This window comes from Ruegeria sp. HKCCA5463 (assembly GCF_013034175.1).
Taxonomy (GTDB): domain Bacteria; phylum Pseudomonadota; class Alphaproteobacteria; order Rhodobacterales; family Rhodobacteraceae; genus Ruegeria.
In genome coordinates this window covers 140,582-158,712 of sequence record NZ_WQFL01000003.1, presented here as the reverse complement: position 1 = coordinate 158,712, position 18,131 = coordinate 140,582, and the positions used below count along the sequence as shown (strand labels likewise).

Sequence of the window (18,131 nt, the reverse complement as noted above, 5' to 3'; positions counted from 1 at the left end):
GCGGGGGGCTGTCAGCGAATGACCTGGGCTGAGGGTCGCACCGCACTTTGAGCGTCGTCTGCCGGTCTTCTGAACCGCTTGAGCTTGGAGAGTAACCGGACGCGGCCTGATTTCTGGGCAGCAGCGGTCAGGACATAGACGATCAGGGCTGTATTCTTGTCCACCCCCTGACAGCCGGTATCGCTGGCCAGAACGAAGGCCTCTTTGTCCTGCTGCGCACACCGTTCATTGGCGGTTGAAATTGCAGATTCAAATGAAGACTTCTCAGAGTATCCGGCACCAACAGCTTTGATCTTGTTATCATCGAGCTGAAGTACCGCCGCCTGCTCAGGCTTATAGGCTGACATAGCCAAAAGCGCAGCACCAGCGGTTGCTTCGGCACAGATTCGCTTCATGTTATCAACCTCCTATAATGGTGCGGCGGACATGTTGAGCCGCCTGATCAATTGCAACAGCTCTTTCCATTGGTAGAAATACGACCCCGCCTCCGGTTTCATTGACTTCCCCGTGACGCGACGGCACAACCAGCCCATCACCATGTCATTGGGGGAGTTTTCCATGAAGAAAGTCTATGCCAATGCCACCGAGGCGCTCGATGGGCTGCTGTCGGATGGCATGCTGATCGCCGCTGGCGGGTTTGGCCTGTGCGGCATTCCGGAATTGTTGCTTGAGGCCATCAGGGAATCGGGCGTCAAAGACCTGACCTTTGCGTCGAACAATGCAGGTGTGGACGATTTCGGCATCGGCATCCTGTTGCAGACCAAGCAGGTCAAAAAGATGATCAGCTCGTATGTCGGTGAAAACGCCGAGTTCATGCGCCAATATCTGAGTGGTGAGCTGGAACTGGAATTCAATCCCCAAGGAACATTGGCCGAACGGATGCGCGCCGGTGGGGCGGGCATTCCCGGTTTTTACACCAAGACCGGCGTCGGCACCGTGATCGCCGAAGGGAAAGAGCACAAGGACTTCAACGGCGAGACCTACATTCTGGAAGAAGGCATTTTTGCCGATCTGGCCATCGTCAAAGCCTGGAAGGCCGACGACACCGGCAATCTGGTTTTCCGCAAGACCGCCCGCAATTTCAACGTTCCTGCCGCGACCTGCGGCAAGATCTGCGTGGCCGAAGTGGAAGAGATCGTACCGCGCGGTTCGCTGGATCCCGACTGCATCCACCTGCCCGGTATCTATGTGCATCGCATCGTTCAGGGCGAACACGAAAAGCGCATTGAACAGCGCACCACCCGCAAGAAGGAGGAAGCATAATGCCCTGGGACCGCAATCAGATGGCCGCACGCGCGGCAGAGGAACTGGAAGACGGCATGTATGTGAACCTCGGCATCGGCATCCCGACGCTGGTGGCAAACTATGTGGGTGACAAGGACATCACGCTGCAATCGGAAAACGGCATGCTGGGCATGGGCCCCTTCCCCTTTGAGGGCGAAGAAGACCCGGACCTGATCAATGCGGGCAAGCAGACGATCACCGAGTTGTCCCGCACGGCCTATTTCGACAGCGCCACGTCGTTTGCCATGATCCGCGGCGGCAAGATCGCGGCGGCGATCCTGGGCGCGATGGAGGTCGATGAGAAAGGCGATCTGGCCAACTGGATGATCCCCGGCAAGCTGGTGAAAGGCATGGGCGGCGCGATGGACCTGGTGGCCGGGGTCGGACGGGTCATCGTGGTGATGGACCACACCAACAAACACGGCGACAGCAAAGTGCTGAAGGAATGCACCCTGCCATTGACTGGAAAGGGCGTCGTGGATCGCATCATCACCAATCTGGGTGTGCTGGATGTGGTCGAAGGCGGTCTGAAAATCGTCGAACTGGCGGAAGGTGTCAGCGAAGACGAGCTGCGCGCCGCGACGGAAGCGACAATCGTTTCCTGATCAATTGCAAAGGCCCGCCAGATCGCGCGGGCCTTTTTAGTTGGAAGTCTGAAAAACACAGCCATCAGAAATCAGGTCTGGCGGCGTTGCGCACAAAGCCCGCGCGATCTGAAACGCAGCGAGGACTTTTGGCACGTAGTCCCGAGTTTCAGCATAGGGTGGCACGCCACTGTGTTTGCGTACGGCCCCCTCTCCCGCGTTGTATCCAGCCAATACAAGTATTGGATCATTCCCGAACTCTTCCATCAGCCAGTTGAGGTATTTCACACCGCCCGCAATGTTCTCAGAGGGCTTTAGGCTGTCCTTTACTCCGAATCTGGCCGCTGTCGCGGGCATCAATTGCATGAGCCCCTGTGCGCCTGCGGAACTGACCGCGTCTGCACGTCCGGCCGATTCCACCGAGATGACCGCAAGCACCAGCGCAGGTGAAACATTAGTTCCCACAGTGGAACGGAGGATATCGATCCCGCGTTCCTTTGCGATATCTTGCAGCGATTGTAGTCGCGGTGATCTCACGTTGGTTGCGGCCAGGGCGTTGATCGCTGCGTCAAGCCGCCCGGCCCCGCGTTCATCAATGTGCGGTGAAATCCGGCTCCAGAAAGCCTTGTACGATCCTTTGGGATCTCGTTTGACTTCCGCACCCGGCGCTGGCAGCGGGGCGACTTTGGTACGCGCGATGATTTCCGGGACTACCAGTTCAGTGCCCGTGCTGGGCGCTGAAGGGTTAGCTGCGTGTTCTTCCGGAGTGATCTGCACGGTCACACGCGGACGTTCACCGGGTTTTGGGGCTTTGACGCGCTTGTATACGCCGCGCGGCTCTGTCTCGGTCGCATTTACAGATGCGGTGCCCGATATCAGAAACGCCAGCACACCGGCGCATTGAAGTGCGTTCCGGAGGTTCATTTGCCTGCCTCATGTTTTCTTTTTAGGCGATTTGAACCCCGAATCTTCCCGCAAGGCCAGAAAAACAAAGCGAAATGGGGCAGTTTCGCCTCATTTGGCGCAATTTTGCATCGCTATAGAGCCTTTGCTTCAACCGTTGTGATTTTTTTATCTTTTATTTTCATGATGTTATAAAAAATATAACCAAAAAGTTAAGCCGTGCGAAAAAAAATCTGTGTTTGGCCCAATTCCTGCCACGCCCAACGGTCAAACATAGTCCCATACCGAGACGGACATGAGCGGACTGAGAGAGAAAGCTCTGAAAGACGCCTAGGTTTGTTAAACTCTTTTTGATCCTTTAGGAGGGACGTAACATGATCAAGTTCATCAAGAACTTCCGCAAAGACGAAGACGGCGCAGTAACAGTTGACTGGGTTGTTCTGACCGCAGCAGTCATCGGCCTGGCCGCCGTTGCTTATCAGCAGATCTCGGCTGGCGCCACTGGCCTCGCAACCGGCGTAAACGAAGCGCTGAACGCCGCATCGCTGAGCACCGGCAGCAACACCGCGACAGGTGGTATCACCGGCGAAGGCAAAAGCAACTAAGTTGCTGATCTAGAGAATTTCCAAGGCCGTGCTCATCGGGCGCGGCCTTTTTTATGATCTGAAACTGCTCCATCCCAAGTTCGCTGGAGCCTGCCCGCGCGCAAGTTGTGAAGGCAATCGCGACGATCATGGCGTTTTGCTGTAATTGCCGCGTTTCTTCTGCCCCGATCAACTCGACCAACGCGCAAAACCTGCCAGGATTTCCCAATTTCCTTAGGAAATCAATATTTAGCCCAACTTTCGCCATCCATGCGAACCAGTTTTAGGCCAACCTGTTTTTAGCACTGACGCGACGTATTTGGAGATAAGCACATGTTAAGGTTCCTTAATCAGTTCAAATCTGACGAAGCAGGAGCGGTGACAGTTGACTGGGTGGTGTTGACCGCCGTGGTCATAGGATTGTCGGGCGCGACCTACCTTGTAATAAGCTCAAGCGTCGACAGCATGGGCGGCAATATCAACGGGGCCATGAACAGCGCCGTCGTCAGCACCGGCTCGAATACTGCACCGTCTGGTATTATCACGGCGGGAACTGCCGGCGGCGGCGGCTAAGTTGCAGCTGGTGCGCGCTCTGGCTGGTTTCCAAAAACGTCTTGCCTAACCCTTTCGAAGCAAAGCGCTGCGCCCGTTGGGTGCAGCGTTGTTTTGTTACGCTCGGTCCGCTGGCAATCATGGGAAAGGTAACAATAACCATGCGGAATTGTGCGGAAGAAGGCGCAGAAATCTGACAATCAGGCATTTTTGTCCCACATTTCGACACAATTTGCGGTTAGCAAATAGGCTGTTTCAATGTGGTTCCTTGGCCGCTAAGTATTCGACCAAACAAAAGAATGAGGTACACGCATGCGAGCAGTTTTCGGACTTGTCCTGATTGTCGGCGTTGCACTGGCCGGGGGCGCCGTATACATGGCGCGAAACTATATCGCGGCTTACCAAAGTGAACTGGCACGCCAAAGGCTTGCTGCGGAAGAGGCTCTGGCCAATGCCAAAGTCGATGTTGTTCCGACAGTCACTGTATTGGTATCGAACCGCGCCCTTAAATACGGCGAGCGGTTGACGGAGGAAGATATCCGCGCAGTTGACTGGCCGGAAAACGCGATTCCGGAAGGTACATTCACAGAGCTCACAGCCCTGTTCCCCGAAAGCGGCGCAAATGAACGTTTCGTTTTGAGGGCAATGGAAAAAGACGAAGCGATCATGGAGGTCAAGATCACTCGTCCAGGCGAAAAGGCCGGCCTGACGTCACGTCTGGAAAAAGGTATGCGTGCCTTTGCGATCAGCGTTGACGTAGCTTCTGGCGTTTCAGGATTCCTGCGGCCCGGCGACAGTGTCGACATCTATTGGACCGGTTCCAGTGGAACCATCGAAGGGAACAGCGGCGGAATTACCCGCCTGATCGAAACCAACGTGCAGCTCATTGCCGTCGATCAGACCGCTGGTTCAGACGTCACCAACACAACCATTGCACGTACAGTCACGGTCGCAGCCACACCTGAACAGGTCGCGGCTTTGGCACAGGCTCAGAACACGGGGCGTCTTTCCTTGGCTCTGGTTGGGGTACAGGATGAGTCCGTTGCCTCTACGATTGAAGTGGATCAGCGCAAGCTGTTGGGAATTCAAGAAACCGCGCCGGAACCAGAAGCAAAAGCCGAAAGGGTATGCACAACACGTATTCGCCGCGGTGGCGAAATTGTAAATGTGCCTATCCCCTGCACAAATTGACGCCAATTCAGAACGTTACAGGTTCAGAGCCGCGCCCTTGGTGCGGCTCATTTTTTTGCGGATGTTGCCAATTCCCCACATAAGGAAACTTACGGAAACCATTGATTATTGCAATAAATTCGGATTTCGCGCAGTCTCTCCTCCCATAGGGCATAAGACCCAAAAAAACGAGGCGTGATCGGAGAGGCAGGTCACATGACAATACGTACCTGGATCAGCGCAACCCTGCTGGGGTTGTCGCTTGTTATGGGCCCCATTGGCGACACCGCCTGGGCTGAAACTTTGCGCGTGGTGAAAAAAGGGACTGTGGAAACACTGGACGTCCCGATGAACCGCGCAATTGTCGTAGAAAGCGAACAACCTTTCGCAGAGCTCAGCATTGCCAACGCAGGCATTGCAGACATCTCTTCTTTGTCGGAGCGCACGATCTATGTTCTGGGCAAGGCGCCCGGCCTGACTACGCTGACACTGTTTGACGGCGCGGGCAATCTTTTGGCCAATGTCCGCGTCCGGGTCGCACCGGATGTTACAGAATTCAAGGAACGTCTGCGTCAAATCCTGCCCAACGAACCCATCGAGGTTCGCACAGCCAATGATGGCATTGTTTTGTCCGGTACGATCTCCAGCTCGGCCAAACTGGCGCGCGCGCTGGAACTGGCTGAACGGTATGCCCCCGAGCGCGTCTCGAACCTGATGTCGGTCGGTGGTGTGCAGCAGGTCATGCTGAAGGTCCGCTTTGCAGAGATGAACCGCTCGGTCGCCAAAAGCCTGACAGCGTCGCTTGGCTTCGGTGGAAGCGACGTTACCGGAGGCTTTAACACGCTCAACAACCAGTTCGCACTGAACAACGCTTTGGCGAACAACATTCCGGCAGTTCAGGCCAATACCGGTGCCATCCTGTTTGGGTTTGGCGCGGGTTCGACGCAGGTTCGCCTGTTGCTGGAAGCGCTGGAAACCAAGGGGCTGGCCCGCAGCCTGGCCGAGCCGAATCTGTCCGCGCTGTCCGGCCAGGAGGCATCGTTCCTAGCCGGTGGCGAAGTTCCCATCCCGGTACCGCAGGATGACGGCGTTGTGGCCATCGAATACAAAGCCTTCGGCGTTGAAATGGACTTCATCCCACGCGTCGTGGATGGCGATCTGATCAACCTTGAGATGGGCACGGCTGTTTCGAGTATCGACAACAGCTCGGATTTTACCATCAACGGGGATTCGGTTCCTAGCTTCATCACCCGCAGGGCCAAAACAACGATTGAACTTCGCGATGGTGAAAGCTTTGCCATTGCAGGCCTGATCCAGGACGATTTCGCGGATCTGAGCAACCAGATCCCATGGTTGGGGGATGTGCCGGTTCTGGGCGCGTTGTTCCGCAGCGCCAACTACCAGCGCGAGCAAAGTGAACTCGTCGTTATCATCACCGCGCATCTGGTTTCACCGACTCGGGGCGAAACTCTTGCGCTTCCAACCGATCGGGTCAAACCGCCCAGCGAATTTGACTTGTTCTTGAACGGCCAGGTGGCGCGCACACAGCGCACGGGCGCCGGCGGAGCGTCAGAAGTTGCCAAGCAGAACTTCGGCAGCTCCTACGGCTACGTCCTAGATTGATCAGGAGGATAGGACCAATGCATAAGTGGATCATCACACTGGGTCTTTCGGTCGCTGTCGCCGCATGCACCCGCGAGGCCGGGTACGAGATCGATACAGGCACTTTCGGGAACGCGACGCTCAACAACGTCCAGGTACAAAGCGGCGAATTAACCTACGCGCAGATTCTCAGCCGCCGGTTTGCCGCGGATGTACCCAGCCAGGTAAACTTTGCGTTCAACAGCTCGCAACTCGATGCTTCGGCTCAGCGCATTCTTTTGCAACAGGCTGACTGGATCAAGCAGTTCCCCGAGGCCCGGTTCCGCGTTTACGGACATACGGATGCTGTGGGGTCGGCCAGCTACAACAAAAGCCTTGGCCTTCGCCGCGCTCAAGCAGTCGTCGCGTTTTTGGGGCAGCAGGGTATCTCGCGCTCACGGCTTGAGGCGGTGGTATCGTTTGGCAAAACGCAACCGTTGATCGCAACGCAAAACAGGGATCGCAGGAATCGCAGAACGGTCACTGAAGTTTCGGGATTCGTTGATCGCAACCCGCAGCTTCTGGACGGCAAGTACGCTCAGATCATTTACCGCGAATATGTGGAAAGTGCGACCGCTGTAAGCCAGATTCAGGAAGTGAACGCCCAAGACGCTGGCAGCGGTGGATAATACGTTTGAAATGGGCGACATCGTCGCCCATTTCCCTACAATTGGTTCTTTTGCGCCCAATTCTCGCCCAACTTCAAAGCAACATTGTGAACAATAGGGTGACCTGCGGCCAAATTTGACCGTATTGGGGCGACAGCACATCAATCTGGCGGATTTCGTTCATATGACATGCTGAGCCCTCACGACGAGGATAGTGTTTATGACCAGCGCGACGCCGCAAGACGACAATACTGCAATCTTGGCCTGCACCATCAGTCGGGATGTTCAGAATTTCGACCTTCTGATCGAAGACATGGAAGCCATCTTGGGCGAACGCTGGGGAGACCTGGGATTTGCAGAAGCGTTGGCCTTTTTCAGCCAACCCGAAGCTGAAACGCTGGAATTCGTAGCACTGGCGATCGACGGAGAAGACGAAGACAACCTTTCTCTGCTAGGTGAGATAATCACTCAAGCCAATGAAAAAAAAGTAAAAGTTGTTCTGATCGCCGAGGATGTTACTCCGGCATCCCTGCACCAACTGTTGCGCAAGGGTGCTGACGAGTTCGTGCCCTATCCTCTTCCCGAAGGCGAATTGCAGGAAGCCATTGAGCGTATGAAGCAGCCCGACCCGGTTGCCGTTGCGCAAGCAGCCGCCGTTCCTTTGGCCGGCGGCGCGTCCAAAGAAGGCGCTTTGTTTGTCGTTCAGGGCCTGGCAGGTGGTGTCGGCGCAACGACACTGGCCGTTAACCTGGCCTGGGAACTGGCCTGTGCCTCTGACAAAGACGCGCCGACCGTGTGTCTGATCGATCTGGACCTGCAATACGGGACCGTTTCCACCTATCTGGATCTGCCGCGACGAGAGACCGTGTTTGAAATGCTGTCGGACACCGATGCGATGGACAGCGAAGTATTCTCGCAAGCCCTTCAAACATATGAAGAAAAGCTTCAGGTTTTAACCGCACCCTCCGATATGGTGCCACTGGACTTGATCACTCCGGAAGACATTCAGCGCGTGATCGACATGGCGCGCGCGCATTTCGACTATGTCATTGTCGACATGCCAAAAACGCTGGTCCTGTGGTCGGAAACAGTTTTGCAGGCCGCCCATGTGTATTTCGCCCTGATCGAGCTGGACATGCGGTCCGCCCAGAATGCCCTGCGCCTGAAGCGTGCGTTGCAGGCAGAGGAACTGCCATTCAACAAGCTGCGTTTTGCGTTGAACCGAGCGCCGAAATTTACCGATCTGAACGGGAAAAGCCGCGTGAAACGCATGGGGGAAAGTCTTGGAATCTCCATCGACCTGCTGCTGCCTGATGGTGGCAAACCGGTCATGCAAAGTGGGGATCATGGTCTGCCTCTGGCAAATGCGGCCGCCAAGAACCCGTTGCGCCGGGAAATCGCAAAGCTGGCGAAGTCGCTTCACAGCCTCGGCAGCAGTGCCGAAGAAGCTGCGTAACATCATCCCAAAGGGGGGATAAGCCGTGTTTTCAAGATACAAAAAGCAACCTGCAGCGCAGCCCGTCAAAACGCCGGCACAACCGGCTGAAACAGCGGCATCTTCTGCACAGGCGACACCTGTTGCGACCGCGGTGGCACGCAAACCCGTGAAAAAGATTGCAGGTGAGGTCGCAAGTTCAGACAAAGACCGCAAACGCAAGGAGCGGTTGGGTGAGATCAAGATCGAACTGCACCGCGAGCTGCTGGAGAACCTGAACCTGGCAGCGCTGGAAAACGCCGGCGAAGCCGAGTTGCGCACTGAAATCAGTGCTATCGCCAGCGAAGTTCTGGAAACAAGAAACATTGTTCTGAACCGCGAAGACCGTTCCCAACTGAACAAGGAACTGTATGACGAGGTAACGGGTCTCGGCCCGCTCGAGGCGCTGCTTCAGGACGATTCGGTCAACGATATTCTGGTGAATGGTCCACAACAGATTTTTGTGGAACGTGCCGGCAAGCTGGAACTCAGCGACATTACCTTCAAGGATGAGAAGCACCTGATGCGGATCATCGACAAGATCGTGTCCGCCGTGGGCCGCCGCGTCGATGAATCCAACCCGTATGTTGACGCCCGTCTGGCCGATGGATCGCGTTTCAATGCCATGGTGCCTCCGATCGCGGTGGACGGATCGCTTGTTTCCATTCGTAAATTCAAGAAAGACAAGCTGGGCATTGATGATCTGGTCAATTTCGGTGCGTTCACCGAAGAAATGGCCGCGTATTTGCAGGCCGCCGTGTCCACCCGACTGAATATCATCGTTTCCGGGGGTACGGGTTCGGGTAAAACAACCACGCTCAACGCCCTGTCCAGCTTCATCGACGATGCCGAGCGGATCCTGACCATCGAGGACACGGCGGAACTTCAGCTGCAACAGACGCATGTGGGTCGGATGGAAAGCCGCCCGCCCAACGTGGAAGGCAAAGGTGAAGTCAGCCCGCGCGACTGTCTGAAAAACGCCCTGCGTATGCGTCCTGACCGCATCATCGTGGGTGAGACACGCGGCGCCGAGGTCATCGACATGTTGCAGGCCATGAACACCGGTCACGACGGATCGATGACCACGATTCACGCCAACTCGGCCCGTGACGGCATTTCACGTCTGGAAAACATGATCGCGATGGCCGGGATCGAAATGCCGATCAAGGCGGTCCGCAGTCAGATCGCCTCGGCTGTGAACCTGATCGTGCAGGCCAGCCGCCTACAGGACGGTTCACGCCGGATGACCTCGATCACCGAGATCACCGGGATGGAAGGGGACGTGATTTCCATGCAGGAAATCTTTCGTTTTCAACGCGTTGGCCTGACACCAGACAACAAGATCATCGGGCATTTCACCGCCACTGGCGTCCGCAGCCACTATTCGGAACGGTTCCGTCTGTGGGGCTTTGACTTGCCAGCGTCCATCTACGACCCAACCACAATGTAGGAGAACCAGGTATGCAATTGCCTATGGAGGCGATCATTTATGTCGCCATCTTTGTGGGGGTTCTTGCCTTGGTCGAGGGCATCTATCTTGTCGCCTTCGGCAAGTCCATCAGCCTGAACAGCCGGGTCAACCGACGCCTGGATATGCTGGAAAAAGGTGCCGGACGCGAACAGGTGCTGGAGCAGCTGCGCAAAGAGATGCAGCAGCATATGAAATCGCAGAGCATTCCTCTGTACTCACTTCTTGCCGACAAGGCGCAAAAGGCTGCAATCGCGTTCTCTCCCCGTCAATTGATCATGATCATGGGTCTGGTATCAGCCATGGCCTTTGTGGGTTTGAGCATTGGCACCGCTACGGACACGGCACTTCGTATCGTTGTTTCCATCGCAATCGGCATCGGCGGCGTTTACGCCTGGGTCAACCACAAGGCCAAGAAACGCATGGGTATGATTGAAGAACAACTGCCCGATGCGGTTGAGCTGATGGTTCGATCTCTGCGTGTTGGCAATCCATTTGTGTCGACGATTCAGGTGGTTGCAAACGAAGTTCAGGATCCGCTGGGAACCGAATTTGGCGTTATCGCTGATGAATGTGCCTATGGTCGCGATGTGGGCGAGGCGCTGAAGGACATGGCTGAACGATTGGACATGCAGGATATGCGCTTTCTTGCCGTAGCCGTGGGTATTCAGCAGCAATCCGGCGGCAACCTTGCCGAAATTCTGGCCGGATTGGCAAAGGTGATCCGCGCTCGTTTTCGCCTGTTCCGTCGCGTCAAGGCGATTACGGCCGAGGCACAATGGTCCGGCAAGTTCCTGTCCGGGTTTCCCGTTGCCTGTCTGATTTTCATCTTGGTCAAAGATCCGGGCTATTACGACGAGGTGCTGGATCACCCATGGTTTATTCCCGCGTGTTTTGTTGTCGCCATCCTGCTGACATTGAACCTGATCGTCATGAAAATCATCACCAACATCAAGGTCTGAGGGCAGCACAATGGAATTCCTGACCAGCATCAATGACCTGTTAACCCAGCACCTGGGCGAATTCGGCCCCCTTATCATTGTCGGCGTACTTGGCCTGCTTATGGTTCTGGTCGCTGTCACACTGATGATGAAGCAGCCGGAAGACCCCCTGAAGAAACTGCAAAGATCGAATGCGGCTCCTCCAAAGCAGAAAAAAGGGAAGAAAGAGCAGCTTCGAAACTCAAGCCGAAACGAGCAGCTTGAGAAGTTCGCAACATTCCTTGAACCCAAGAACGAAGAAGAATACTCGGCCGTCGAGCTGAAGCTGCGCCAGGCGGGCTACAGGTCGAAGGATTCGGTTCGGTTCTTCCACTTTGCGCAGTTTTCCTTGGGTATCCTTGGTATTCTCATTGGTGTTCTGCTGGTCACGGTCTTTTCCGGCGGCCAGGAATTTACCGGAACACAGATGATGATCCGGGTGCTTGTCCCCGGCGCGATTGGCTATTTCGCACCAAAATACTGGATCACGCGCCGGGTTGAAGAACGGAAGGAAGCAATTACCGCTGGCTTTCCTGATACGCTCGATTTGATGCTGGTCTGTGTCGAGGCCGGTCAATCGCTTGATCAGGCCATCGTTCGCGTTGCCAGCGAAATGAGTGCGTCTTATCCGGATATCGCGCAGGAATTCGAAACTGTCGCGCACGAAATGAAGGCTGGTAAGGATAAGGATACAGTCCTGCGTGATTTCGGCGTGCGATGTGGTGTGCAGGATGTGAACTCTTTTGTCACCGTCATGATCCAATCGGCGACATTTGGTACATCGATTGCCGAGGCATTGCGGGTTTACGCCGGCGAGATGCGCGACAAACGCGTGATGCGCGCCGAGGAGGCCGCGAACAAGTTGCCGACCAAGATGACTCTTGTCACAATGATGCTGACGGTCCCGCCGCTGCTGATTATTCTGGTTGGCCCGTCGGCGAATGTTATTTCGAGTTTTGGACGCTAGGTCGGATAGAACCATATGAAAGCTGAATTCAGGTGCTTCCCTTCCGGGTTTCGCCGAATGCTCCGGGCCACCATGGTTTTTGCCATGGTGGCTTCTTGCACAGAAGGCCTGTCATCCAACGGATTGGATGCACCGGGAATTGACGCCAAGGGTCAGGCAGAGGACAACATCGAGGTCGGAAACAGATTGATGGCCGCCGGAGAATACGAACTGGCGCTTGAAACCTTTACCCGGGCCGCGCTTGAACAGGGTATGACGCCCCAGGTCCTGACTTCTCTAGGTACTGCAAATGTGGGGCTACGCCGCTTGGGACAGGCCGAAAAACTGCTGCGCAGGGCCGTCGAAGACGACACGGACTGGCCGGTGGCCTGGAACAATCTCGGCGTCCTGCTGATGGAAAAACAGGAATACCCCGAGGCCGCGCAAGTGTTTCAGCGGGCCTATGCGCTGGACAATGGCGAAAGTGACGCAATCCGGGACAATCTGCGCTTAGCACTCGCAAAAATGGAAAATCCTGTTAATAATACCCCACAAGAACAACAAGAATACACACTGGAGCAGCTTGGCGACGGGCAATTCACGCTACGCAAGATCCAGTAATTGAGGCGAGAGCAGTAAAGGACGCAAAAAATGCGCCAGCAATTCTTGATTCCGAGTGTTGTTATCAGTGGTCTGATCCTGTCGGCCTGTGCAAAGGAAACCGAAGAGGAAAAGGTTGAACGAACGTTTCAGGAAGTGAACGTTATTGACGAAACAAACCTGAACGATGTGCTTCTGAGCGCCGCAGATCCAAACGAAGCAGTGACCTATTTCCACGGTGCAGCGCTCAAGAACCCGGACCGGATCGATCTTCAGCGCGGACTGGCAATTTCTTTGGGCCGCGCCAAACGCACGACCGAGGCCGTGACCGCATGGAAGCGCGTCACAACGATGAAGGGCTCGAACGCCGCGGACAAGGTTGAATACGCGGACGCCTTGGTCCGAAACGGCGACTGGTCGCAGGCCAAAACGGTTCTGGATTCGGTTCCCCCCACCTTTGAAACCTTCAAACGGTATCGCCTCGAGGCAGTCGTTGCCGATTCCCGGAAAGAGTGGAAACGCGCGGATCATTTCTATGAAACCGCTGTCGGGCTGACGACACGTCCGGGCAGTGTGATGAACAACTGGGGATATTCCAAACTGACCCGCGGCGAATATGCCGAAGCCGAGCGGTTGTTCTCGGAAGCGATCCGCCAGGACAACTCGCTGTTTACCGCCAAGAACAACCTGGTTTTGGCCCGATCGGCGCAAGGCAACTATAGCATGCCAGTCGTCCCGATGACTCAGGTCGAGCGGGCGCGTCTGCTCAACACGATGGGTATTTCGGCAGTCAAACAGGGCGATATAACCACCGCCAAGAACCTATTCCGCGAAGCCATTTCAACCCACCCGCAGCATTTCGACGAGGCGGTCCGCTCGCTTCGGGCGCTTGAAGGGGCCTGACACATGCAGATACCCGCAGTGGCAGCGGCCTGGTTTCTGCCGTTTGTGCTGCCGATCTGCTTTTACGTTGCCTTCACGGATATGCGTGAGATGCGGATCAAGAACCATGCAGTCCTTGCGCTGACGCTGGTTTACATCGTGATAGGTCTGATCGCCATTCCACCCTGGTCCACAGGCAGCCTCAGCGGCAATCTGGGGCCGGTCACCGTGTCTATGCCGATCTATTTCTGGCAATTGCTGCATATTGTCGTGGTTTTGGTTATTGGCATCTTCCTGAATGCCGCGGGCACCATGGGCGCTGGCGATGCCAAATTTCTGGCCGCCGCTTCGGCGTTTGTCTGGCTGGGCGATCTGAGAATTATACTGATGATCCTGACCGCCTGTGTTCTGGCTGCCGTGGTCACACATCGTTTGGCCAAAATCACAAGGCTGCGCACGATCGCGCCGCATTGGGAAAGCTGGAGCCGGGGCAAGCAGTTTCCGATGGGTTTCGCCTTGGGCGGATCATTGGCCATGTACCTGATTTTGGGTACTGTTCTCGGATCGTAAACTATCATCAGCGCGCCTTGTCGCTGCCTTTGTCCCGCCACAAAGCTGGTTCATTTTTCTTCAAGACGCCCTTTTTCGGGTTCTTGGCGTGACAAATTGATGGACGAGCACCGCGCATGAATATGCAGAATTCCTCTGTTATGGCCCCCCCTGCCCCCAAGGGTTTGGGCGAAATGAAGCTTCCGCTTGTAATGATGCGGGACATCCTTCTGAAGACGGTTTTTCGTAAAAACGCGAGCACGGTTTCAGAAGTGGCCGAAGCGATCTGTCTCCCGGGATCGGTAACTCAGGAACTGGTCGATATCGCGCGCGATCAGAAACTGCTTGAAGCGACCGGGACACTGAACGCCAATAGCGGCAATGAGATGGGATATCAGCTGACCGATGCAGGCAAGGCCCGTGCGCTGGATGCGCTGAGCCAATCCGAATATTTCGGCGCGATGCCGGTGCCGCTGGATGTCTATCGCGAGCAGGTCAAACGCCAGTCGATCCGAAATATTCAAGTCACGCGAGAGCAACTGGTTGGCGCAATGGGTCATCTGGTTCTGCCCGACAGCCTGCTGGACCATCTGGGCCCGGCGGTTAGCGCGGGCCGGTCGATTCTGATGTACGGTCCTCCGGGCAACGGTAAATCCTCGATCTCGAACGGCATCCGGGATGCGTTGGGTGATAACGTCTATGTGCCATACGCTATCGAATATGCGGGGCAGGTGATCACGGTCTATGACCCGATCGTGCACACGGCGATCGAACAGGAGCCGGACGACCCCAACAGCCTGCGCCGTCGCAAGCGGTTCGATTCTCGCTATGTTCAGTGTGAACGCCCCACCGTCGTAACCGGTGGTGAGCTCTCGCTCAGCATGTTGGATCTGGTCTACAACCCGACCGCCCGAACCTATCAGGCCCCGTTGCAGCTGAAATCCACCGGTGGCATTTTCATCGTAGATGACCTTGGCCGTCAGGCCGAACCGCCGCAGGCGCTGGTCAACCGTTGGATTGTCCCGCTTGAAGAAAACAAGGATATCCTCGGCCTGCAATCAGGTGAAAAGTTCGAAGTTCCGTTTGACACGCTGGTCATCTTCTCGACCAACTTCCACCCCAATGAGATCTTCGACCAAGCGGCCTTGCGCCGGATCTTCTTCAAGATCAAGATTGACGGCCCCAATCAGGAGAACTTTCTGAAAATCTTTGCCATGGTGGCCCGCAAACGTGGAATGCCGCTGGACGAGGCGGCATTGGTGCACCTCTTGAAGGTCAAGTACCCGACTATCAACAATATTTATGCCAACTACCAACCGATCTTCCTGATTGATCAGATGATCTCGATCTGCGAGTTCGAAGGCATCCCTTATCAGATGAGCCCGGACCTGATTGACCGTGCCTGGGCCAACATGTTCGTAAAAGACGAGAAAATCGTTAAATAACGCCGTGCCAATCCCTCCTCCGGGCGGGTAATCTGCAACCATGACGCAGATTCCCGCTCGGATTGGTACGTGGTTCTCCTCCAAAGGCTGGTCCATCCACCCGCATCAGAAAGAGATGTTCGACCGGGCGAAGCAGCCGGCAACCTTGCTGATCGCCCCAACGGGTGGCGGCAAGACCATGGCCGGATTTCTGCCTTCCCTGTCCGAGCTGGCCGACGGTGGCCACAACGGTTTGCATACGCTCTATGTCTCGCCGCTCAAGGCGCTGGCGGCGGATATCAAACGTAACCTGCGCACCCCGGTGGATGAGATCGGCCTGCCCATCCGGATCGAAGATCGCACCGGTGACACCTCGGCCACGCAGAAAAAACGCCAAAGGGCCGATCCGCCCCATATCCTGCTGACCACACCGGAAAGTCTGGCACTGCTGACCTCGTACGAAGATGCGCCGCGCATGTTCGATGGGGTACAGCGGATCATCGTCGACGAAATCCACGCGCTGGCGGAAAGCAAGCGCGGCGATCAGCTGATGCTGGCCCTGGCACGCCTTCAGCGCCTCAACCCGGGTCTACGTCGTGTAGGCCTGTCAGCCACAGTCGAAGACCCCGCGGCAATTGCCGGCTTTCTGGCGCGCCACCCGGACCCCTGCCGGATTGTGCAGGCCGATCCCGGCCCGGACCCAGACATCCAGATGTTGGAAACAACGGAAATGCCGCCCTGGTCCGGCGGAGGCGCGGCCTATTCGATTCCGGCTGTGCTGGACCAGATCCGGCGGCACAAGACCGCGCTGATCTTTCACAACACCCGCGCGCAGGCCGAGATCTACTTTCACAATCTGTGGCTGGCGAATGACGACGGCCTGCCCATCGGCATCCATCATGGCAGCCTTGACCGACAGCAACGCGAGCGGGTCGAGGCCGCGATGGTGCGTGGCGAATTGCGTGCCATCGTCTGCACCGGCAGCCTCGATCTGGGCATTGATTGGGGCGATGTCGATTTGGTGATTCAGATCGGTGCGCCCAAGAACGTCAAGCGGCTGGTGCAAAGGATTGGTCGGGCCAACCACCGCTACAACGCGCCTTCCAAGGCGCTGCTGGTTCCTGCGAACCGTTTTGAGGTTGTCGAATGCGTCGCTGCGCTCGAGGCTGCCAAAGCCCATGAACTGGACGGAGAACCCCGAGGCCCCGGCCCCCGCGATGTGTTGTGCCAGCACATTCTGATTGCGGCCTGTGCCGGGCCCTTTGACGCTGATGATCTATATGCCGAGATGACATCCGCCGGACCTTACGCACAGTTGACCCGACCGGAATTTGACGCCTGTCTGGATTTCTGTGCCACCGGCGGCTACGCCTTGCGCGCCTATGATCGATGGCAAAGGTTGCAGAAGCGTGCCGACGGGCAATGGCAATTGCGCGATCCTCGCGCAGCGTCGCGCATTCGCATGAATCTGGGCACGATTCAGGACACGGATACACTCAAAGTTCGCCTTAAACGCAGCCGTGGCGGTAAACCGTTGGGCGAAGTCGAGGAAGCCTTCGCTGCTTCGCTGACCCCCGGCGATACCTTCCTGATCGGCGGACAGATCGTACGGTATGAAGGTCTGCGCGAAATGGTGGTCGAAGTCAGCCGTCGCGCCGATCGCAAACCAAAGATCGCGACCTTCTCGGGCACGAAATTTGCGACCTCAACGCAACTCAGCGACCGCATTCTGCGCATGTTCGCCCAAACTGACTGGTCGCTCCTGCCTTCCCATACGGCTGATTGGCTGGACTTGCAGCGCCAAATGTCCCGCCTGCCTCAACGGGATCGTCTGCTGATCGAAAGCTTTCCAAGCGACGGGCGAGAGCATCTGTGCGTATACGGATTCGCTGGCCGCAACGCGCAACAAACACTGGGGCTGCTGCTGACCAAACGGATGGAGGAAACCGGTTTGGCGCCGCTGGGGTTTGTCGCCACAGACTATGCCACGCTGATTTGGGGTTTGGATGCGGTCACTGACCCACGCCCTTTGTTTCAACCCGAAGCGCTGCGTGACGGGCTGGACACATGGCTGGCAGGCAACGCAGTCATGAAGCGTACCTTTCGCGCGTCGGCCACGATTGCCGGTCTGATCGAACGCAACATGGCCGGGCAACGGAAAACCGGGCGGCAAGCCACGTTTTCGTCGGATATTCTCTATGACACTTTGCTGAAATATGATCCCGATCATCTGTTGATGCAGATCACCCGCGAAGAAGCCATGCGCGGGTTGGTTGACTTCGGTCGGATCGAGGCAATGCTGGCGCGCATCGGCGACCGCATCGACCTGCTGCGTCTAGATCGCGTTTCCCCACTGGCCGCGCCGCTGTTTCTTGAGGTCGGAAAGGTGCCTGTCAAAGGGGCCGCCGAGGAAAGGCTGCTTGCAGAAGAAAGCGCACGCCTGCTGGAAGCCGCCGGGTTGGACCAGCTTTGATCCCCTTGC

General features: G+C 56.3%; 19 protein-coding genes. 16 read left to right on the top strand and 3 right to left on the bottom strand.

What is annotated here, in order from left to right:
- Nucleotides 1–11 precede the first annotated feature (11 nt).
- Together GOW09_RS08955 and GOW09_RS22315 are read right to left on the bottom strand one after the other, a co-directional pair.
- Complete coding sequence (locus GOW09_RS08955; protein ID WP_171117522.1) at nucleotides 12–395, bottom strand: hypothetical protein; 384 nt, start codon at nucleotides 393–395, stop codon at nucleotides 12–14.
- 12 nt (nucleotides 396–407) lie between these two features.
- Complete coding sequence (locus GOW09_RS22315) at nucleotides 408–560, bottom strand: hypothetical protein (RefSeq protein WP_217360263.1); 153 nt, start codon at nucleotides 558–560, stop codon at nucleotides 408–410.
- Between GOW09_RS22315 and GOW09_RS08950 the strand changes: the two genes are divergently transcribed.
- Both GOW09_RS08950 and GOW09_RS08945 read left to right on the top strand, forming a co-directional pair.
- Nucleotides 559–1,263, top strand: a complete 705-nt coding sequence (locus GOW09_RS08950) for a CoA transferase subunit A (protein WP_171117520.1) — start codon at nucleotides 559–561, stop codon at nucleotides 1,261–1,263. The two genes, GOW09_RS22315 and GOW09_RS08950, sit on opposite strands and share 2 nt — an antisense overlap.
- Nucleotides 1,263–1,889 (top strand): CoA transferase subunit B, encoded by a 627-nt coding sequence (locus GOW09_RS08945; protein WP_152457252.1) that lies wholly within the window; start codon nucleotides 1,263–1,265, stop codon nucleotides 1,887–1,889. The genes GOW09_RS08950 and GOW09_RS08945 overlap by 1 nt, the downstream gene beginning before the upstream one ends.
- A gap of 36 nt (nucleotides 1,890–1,925) precedes the next feature.
- On the opposite strand, the gene GOW09_RS08940 is transcribed toward GOW09_RS08945, so the two are convergent.
- Nucleotides 1,926–2,792: a lytic transglycosylase domain-containing protein gene (locus GOW09_RS08940; protein ID WP_171117518.1), complete on the bottom strand. Its 867-nt coding sequence runs from the start codon at nucleotides 2,790–2,792 to the stop codon at nucleotides 1,926–1,928.
- Between the two features lie 353 nt (nucleotides 2,793–3,145).
- Here GOW09_RS08940 and GOW09_RS08935 point away from each other — a divergent pair, with 353 nt between their 5' ends.
- The 14 genes from GOW09_RS08935 (at nucleotide 3,146) to GOW09_RS08870 (ending at nucleotide 18,122) form a co-directional block, all read left to right on the top strand.
- Entirely contained in the window at nucleotides 3,146–3,376 is a 231-nt protein-coding gene (locus tag GOW09_RS08935) for a Flp family type IVb pilin (RefSeq protein WP_117869713.1), read from the top strand.
- A 312-nt stretch (nucleotides 3,377–3,688) separates the two neighbouring features.
- The gene (locus GOW09_RS08930) at nucleotides 3,689–3,928 is read left to right on the top strand and encodes a hypothetical protein (RefSeq protein ID WP_152457250.1); all 240 of its coding nucleotides are present in this window, start codon (nucleotides 3,689–3,691) and stop codon (nucleotides 3,926–3,928) included.
- A 291-nt stretch (nucleotides 3,929–4,219) separates the two neighbouring features.
- Nucleotides 4,220–5,098, top strand: a complete 879-nt coding sequence (gene cpaB / locus GOW09_RS08925) for a Flp pilus assembly protein CpaB (RefSeq protein ID WP_171117516.1) — start codon at nucleotides 4,220–4,222, stop codon at nucleotides 5,096–5,098.
- Nucleotides 5,099–5,293: 195 nt separating this feature from the next.
- Nucleotides 5,294–6,700 carry a type II and III secretion system protein family protein gene (locus tag GOW09_RS08920; protein ID WP_152457248.1) on the top strand — a complete coding sequence of 469 codons (1,407 nt, stop codon included), beginning with the start codon at nucleotides 5,294–5,296 and terminating at the stop codon, nucleotides 6,698–6,700.
- A gap of 17 nt (nucleotides 6,701–6,717) precedes the next feature.
- The gene (locus GOW09_RS08915; RefSeq protein WP_152457247.1) at nucleotides 6,718–7,347 is read left to right on the top strand and encodes an OmpA family protein; all 630 of its coding nucleotides are present in this window, start codon (nucleotides 6,718–6,720) and stop codon (nucleotides 7,345–7,347) included.
- Between the two features lie 199 nt (nucleotides 7,348–7,546).
- Complete coding sequence (locus tag GOW09_RS08910) at nucleotides 7,547–8,782, top strand: AAA family ATPase (protein WP_152457246.1); 1,236 nt, start codon at nucleotides 7,547–7,549, stop codon at nucleotides 8,780–8,782.
- A 25-nt stretch (nucleotides 8,783–8,807) separates the two neighbouring features.
- Complete coding sequence (locus GOW09_RS08905) at nucleotides 8,808–10,250, top strand: CpaF family protein (protein ID WP_152457245.1); 1,443 nt, start codon at nucleotides 8,808–8,810, stop codon at nucleotides 10,248–10,250.
- 11 nt (nucleotides 10,251–10,261) lie between these two features.
- Entirely contained in the window at nucleotides 10,262–11,230 is a 969-nt protein-coding gene (locus GOW09_RS08900; protein ID WP_152457244.1) for a type II secretion system F family protein, read from the top strand.
- A gap of 10 nt (nucleotides 11,231–11,240) precedes the next feature.
- On the top strand, nucleotides 11,241–12,215 hold the full coding sequence (locus tag GOW09_RS08895) for a type II secretion system F family protein (RefSeq protein WP_171117514.1): 975 nt from the start codon (nucleotides 11,241–11,243) through the stop codon (nucleotides 12,213–12,215).
- Nucleotides 12,216–12,272: 57 nt separating this feature from the next.
- Nucleotides 12,273–12,815: a tetratricopeptide repeat protein gene (locus GOW09_RS08890; protein ID WP_371419729.1), complete on the top strand. Its 543-nt coding sequence runs from the start codon at nucleotides 12,273–12,275 to the stop codon at nucleotides 12,813–12,815.
- Between the two features lie 30 nt (nucleotides 12,816–12,845).
- The gene (locus tag GOW09_RS08885) at nucleotides 12,846–13,697 is read left to right on the top strand and encodes a lipopolysaccharide assembly protein LapB (RefSeq protein ID WP_171117512.1); all 852 of its coding nucleotides are present in this window, start codon (nucleotides 12,846–12,848) and stop codon (nucleotides 13,695–13,697) included.
- 3 nt (nucleotides 13,698–13,700) lie between these two features.
- Nucleotides 13,701–14,246 carry a prepilin peptidase gene (locus GOW09_RS08880; protein WP_152457241.1) on the top strand — a complete coding sequence of 182 codons (546 nt, stop codon included), beginning with the start codon at nucleotides 13,701–13,703 and terminating at the stop codon, nucleotides 14,244–14,246.
- A gap of 116 nt (nucleotides 14,247–14,362) precedes the next feature.
- Nucleotides 14,363–15,670: an ATPase gene (locus tag GOW09_RS08875; protein ID WP_152457240.1), complete on the top strand. Its 1,308-nt coding sequence runs from the start codon at nucleotides 14,363–14,365 to the stop codon at nucleotides 15,668–15,670.
- Nucleotides 15,671–15,710: 40 nt separating this feature from the next.
- A complete protein-coding gene (locus GOW09_RS08870) occupies nucleotides 15,711–18,122 on the top strand; it encodes a ligase-associated DNA damage response DEXH box helicase (RefSeq protein WP_171117510.1) in 2,412 nt (803 codons plus the stop codon).
- Nucleotides 18,123–18,131 lie beyond the last annotated feature (9 nt).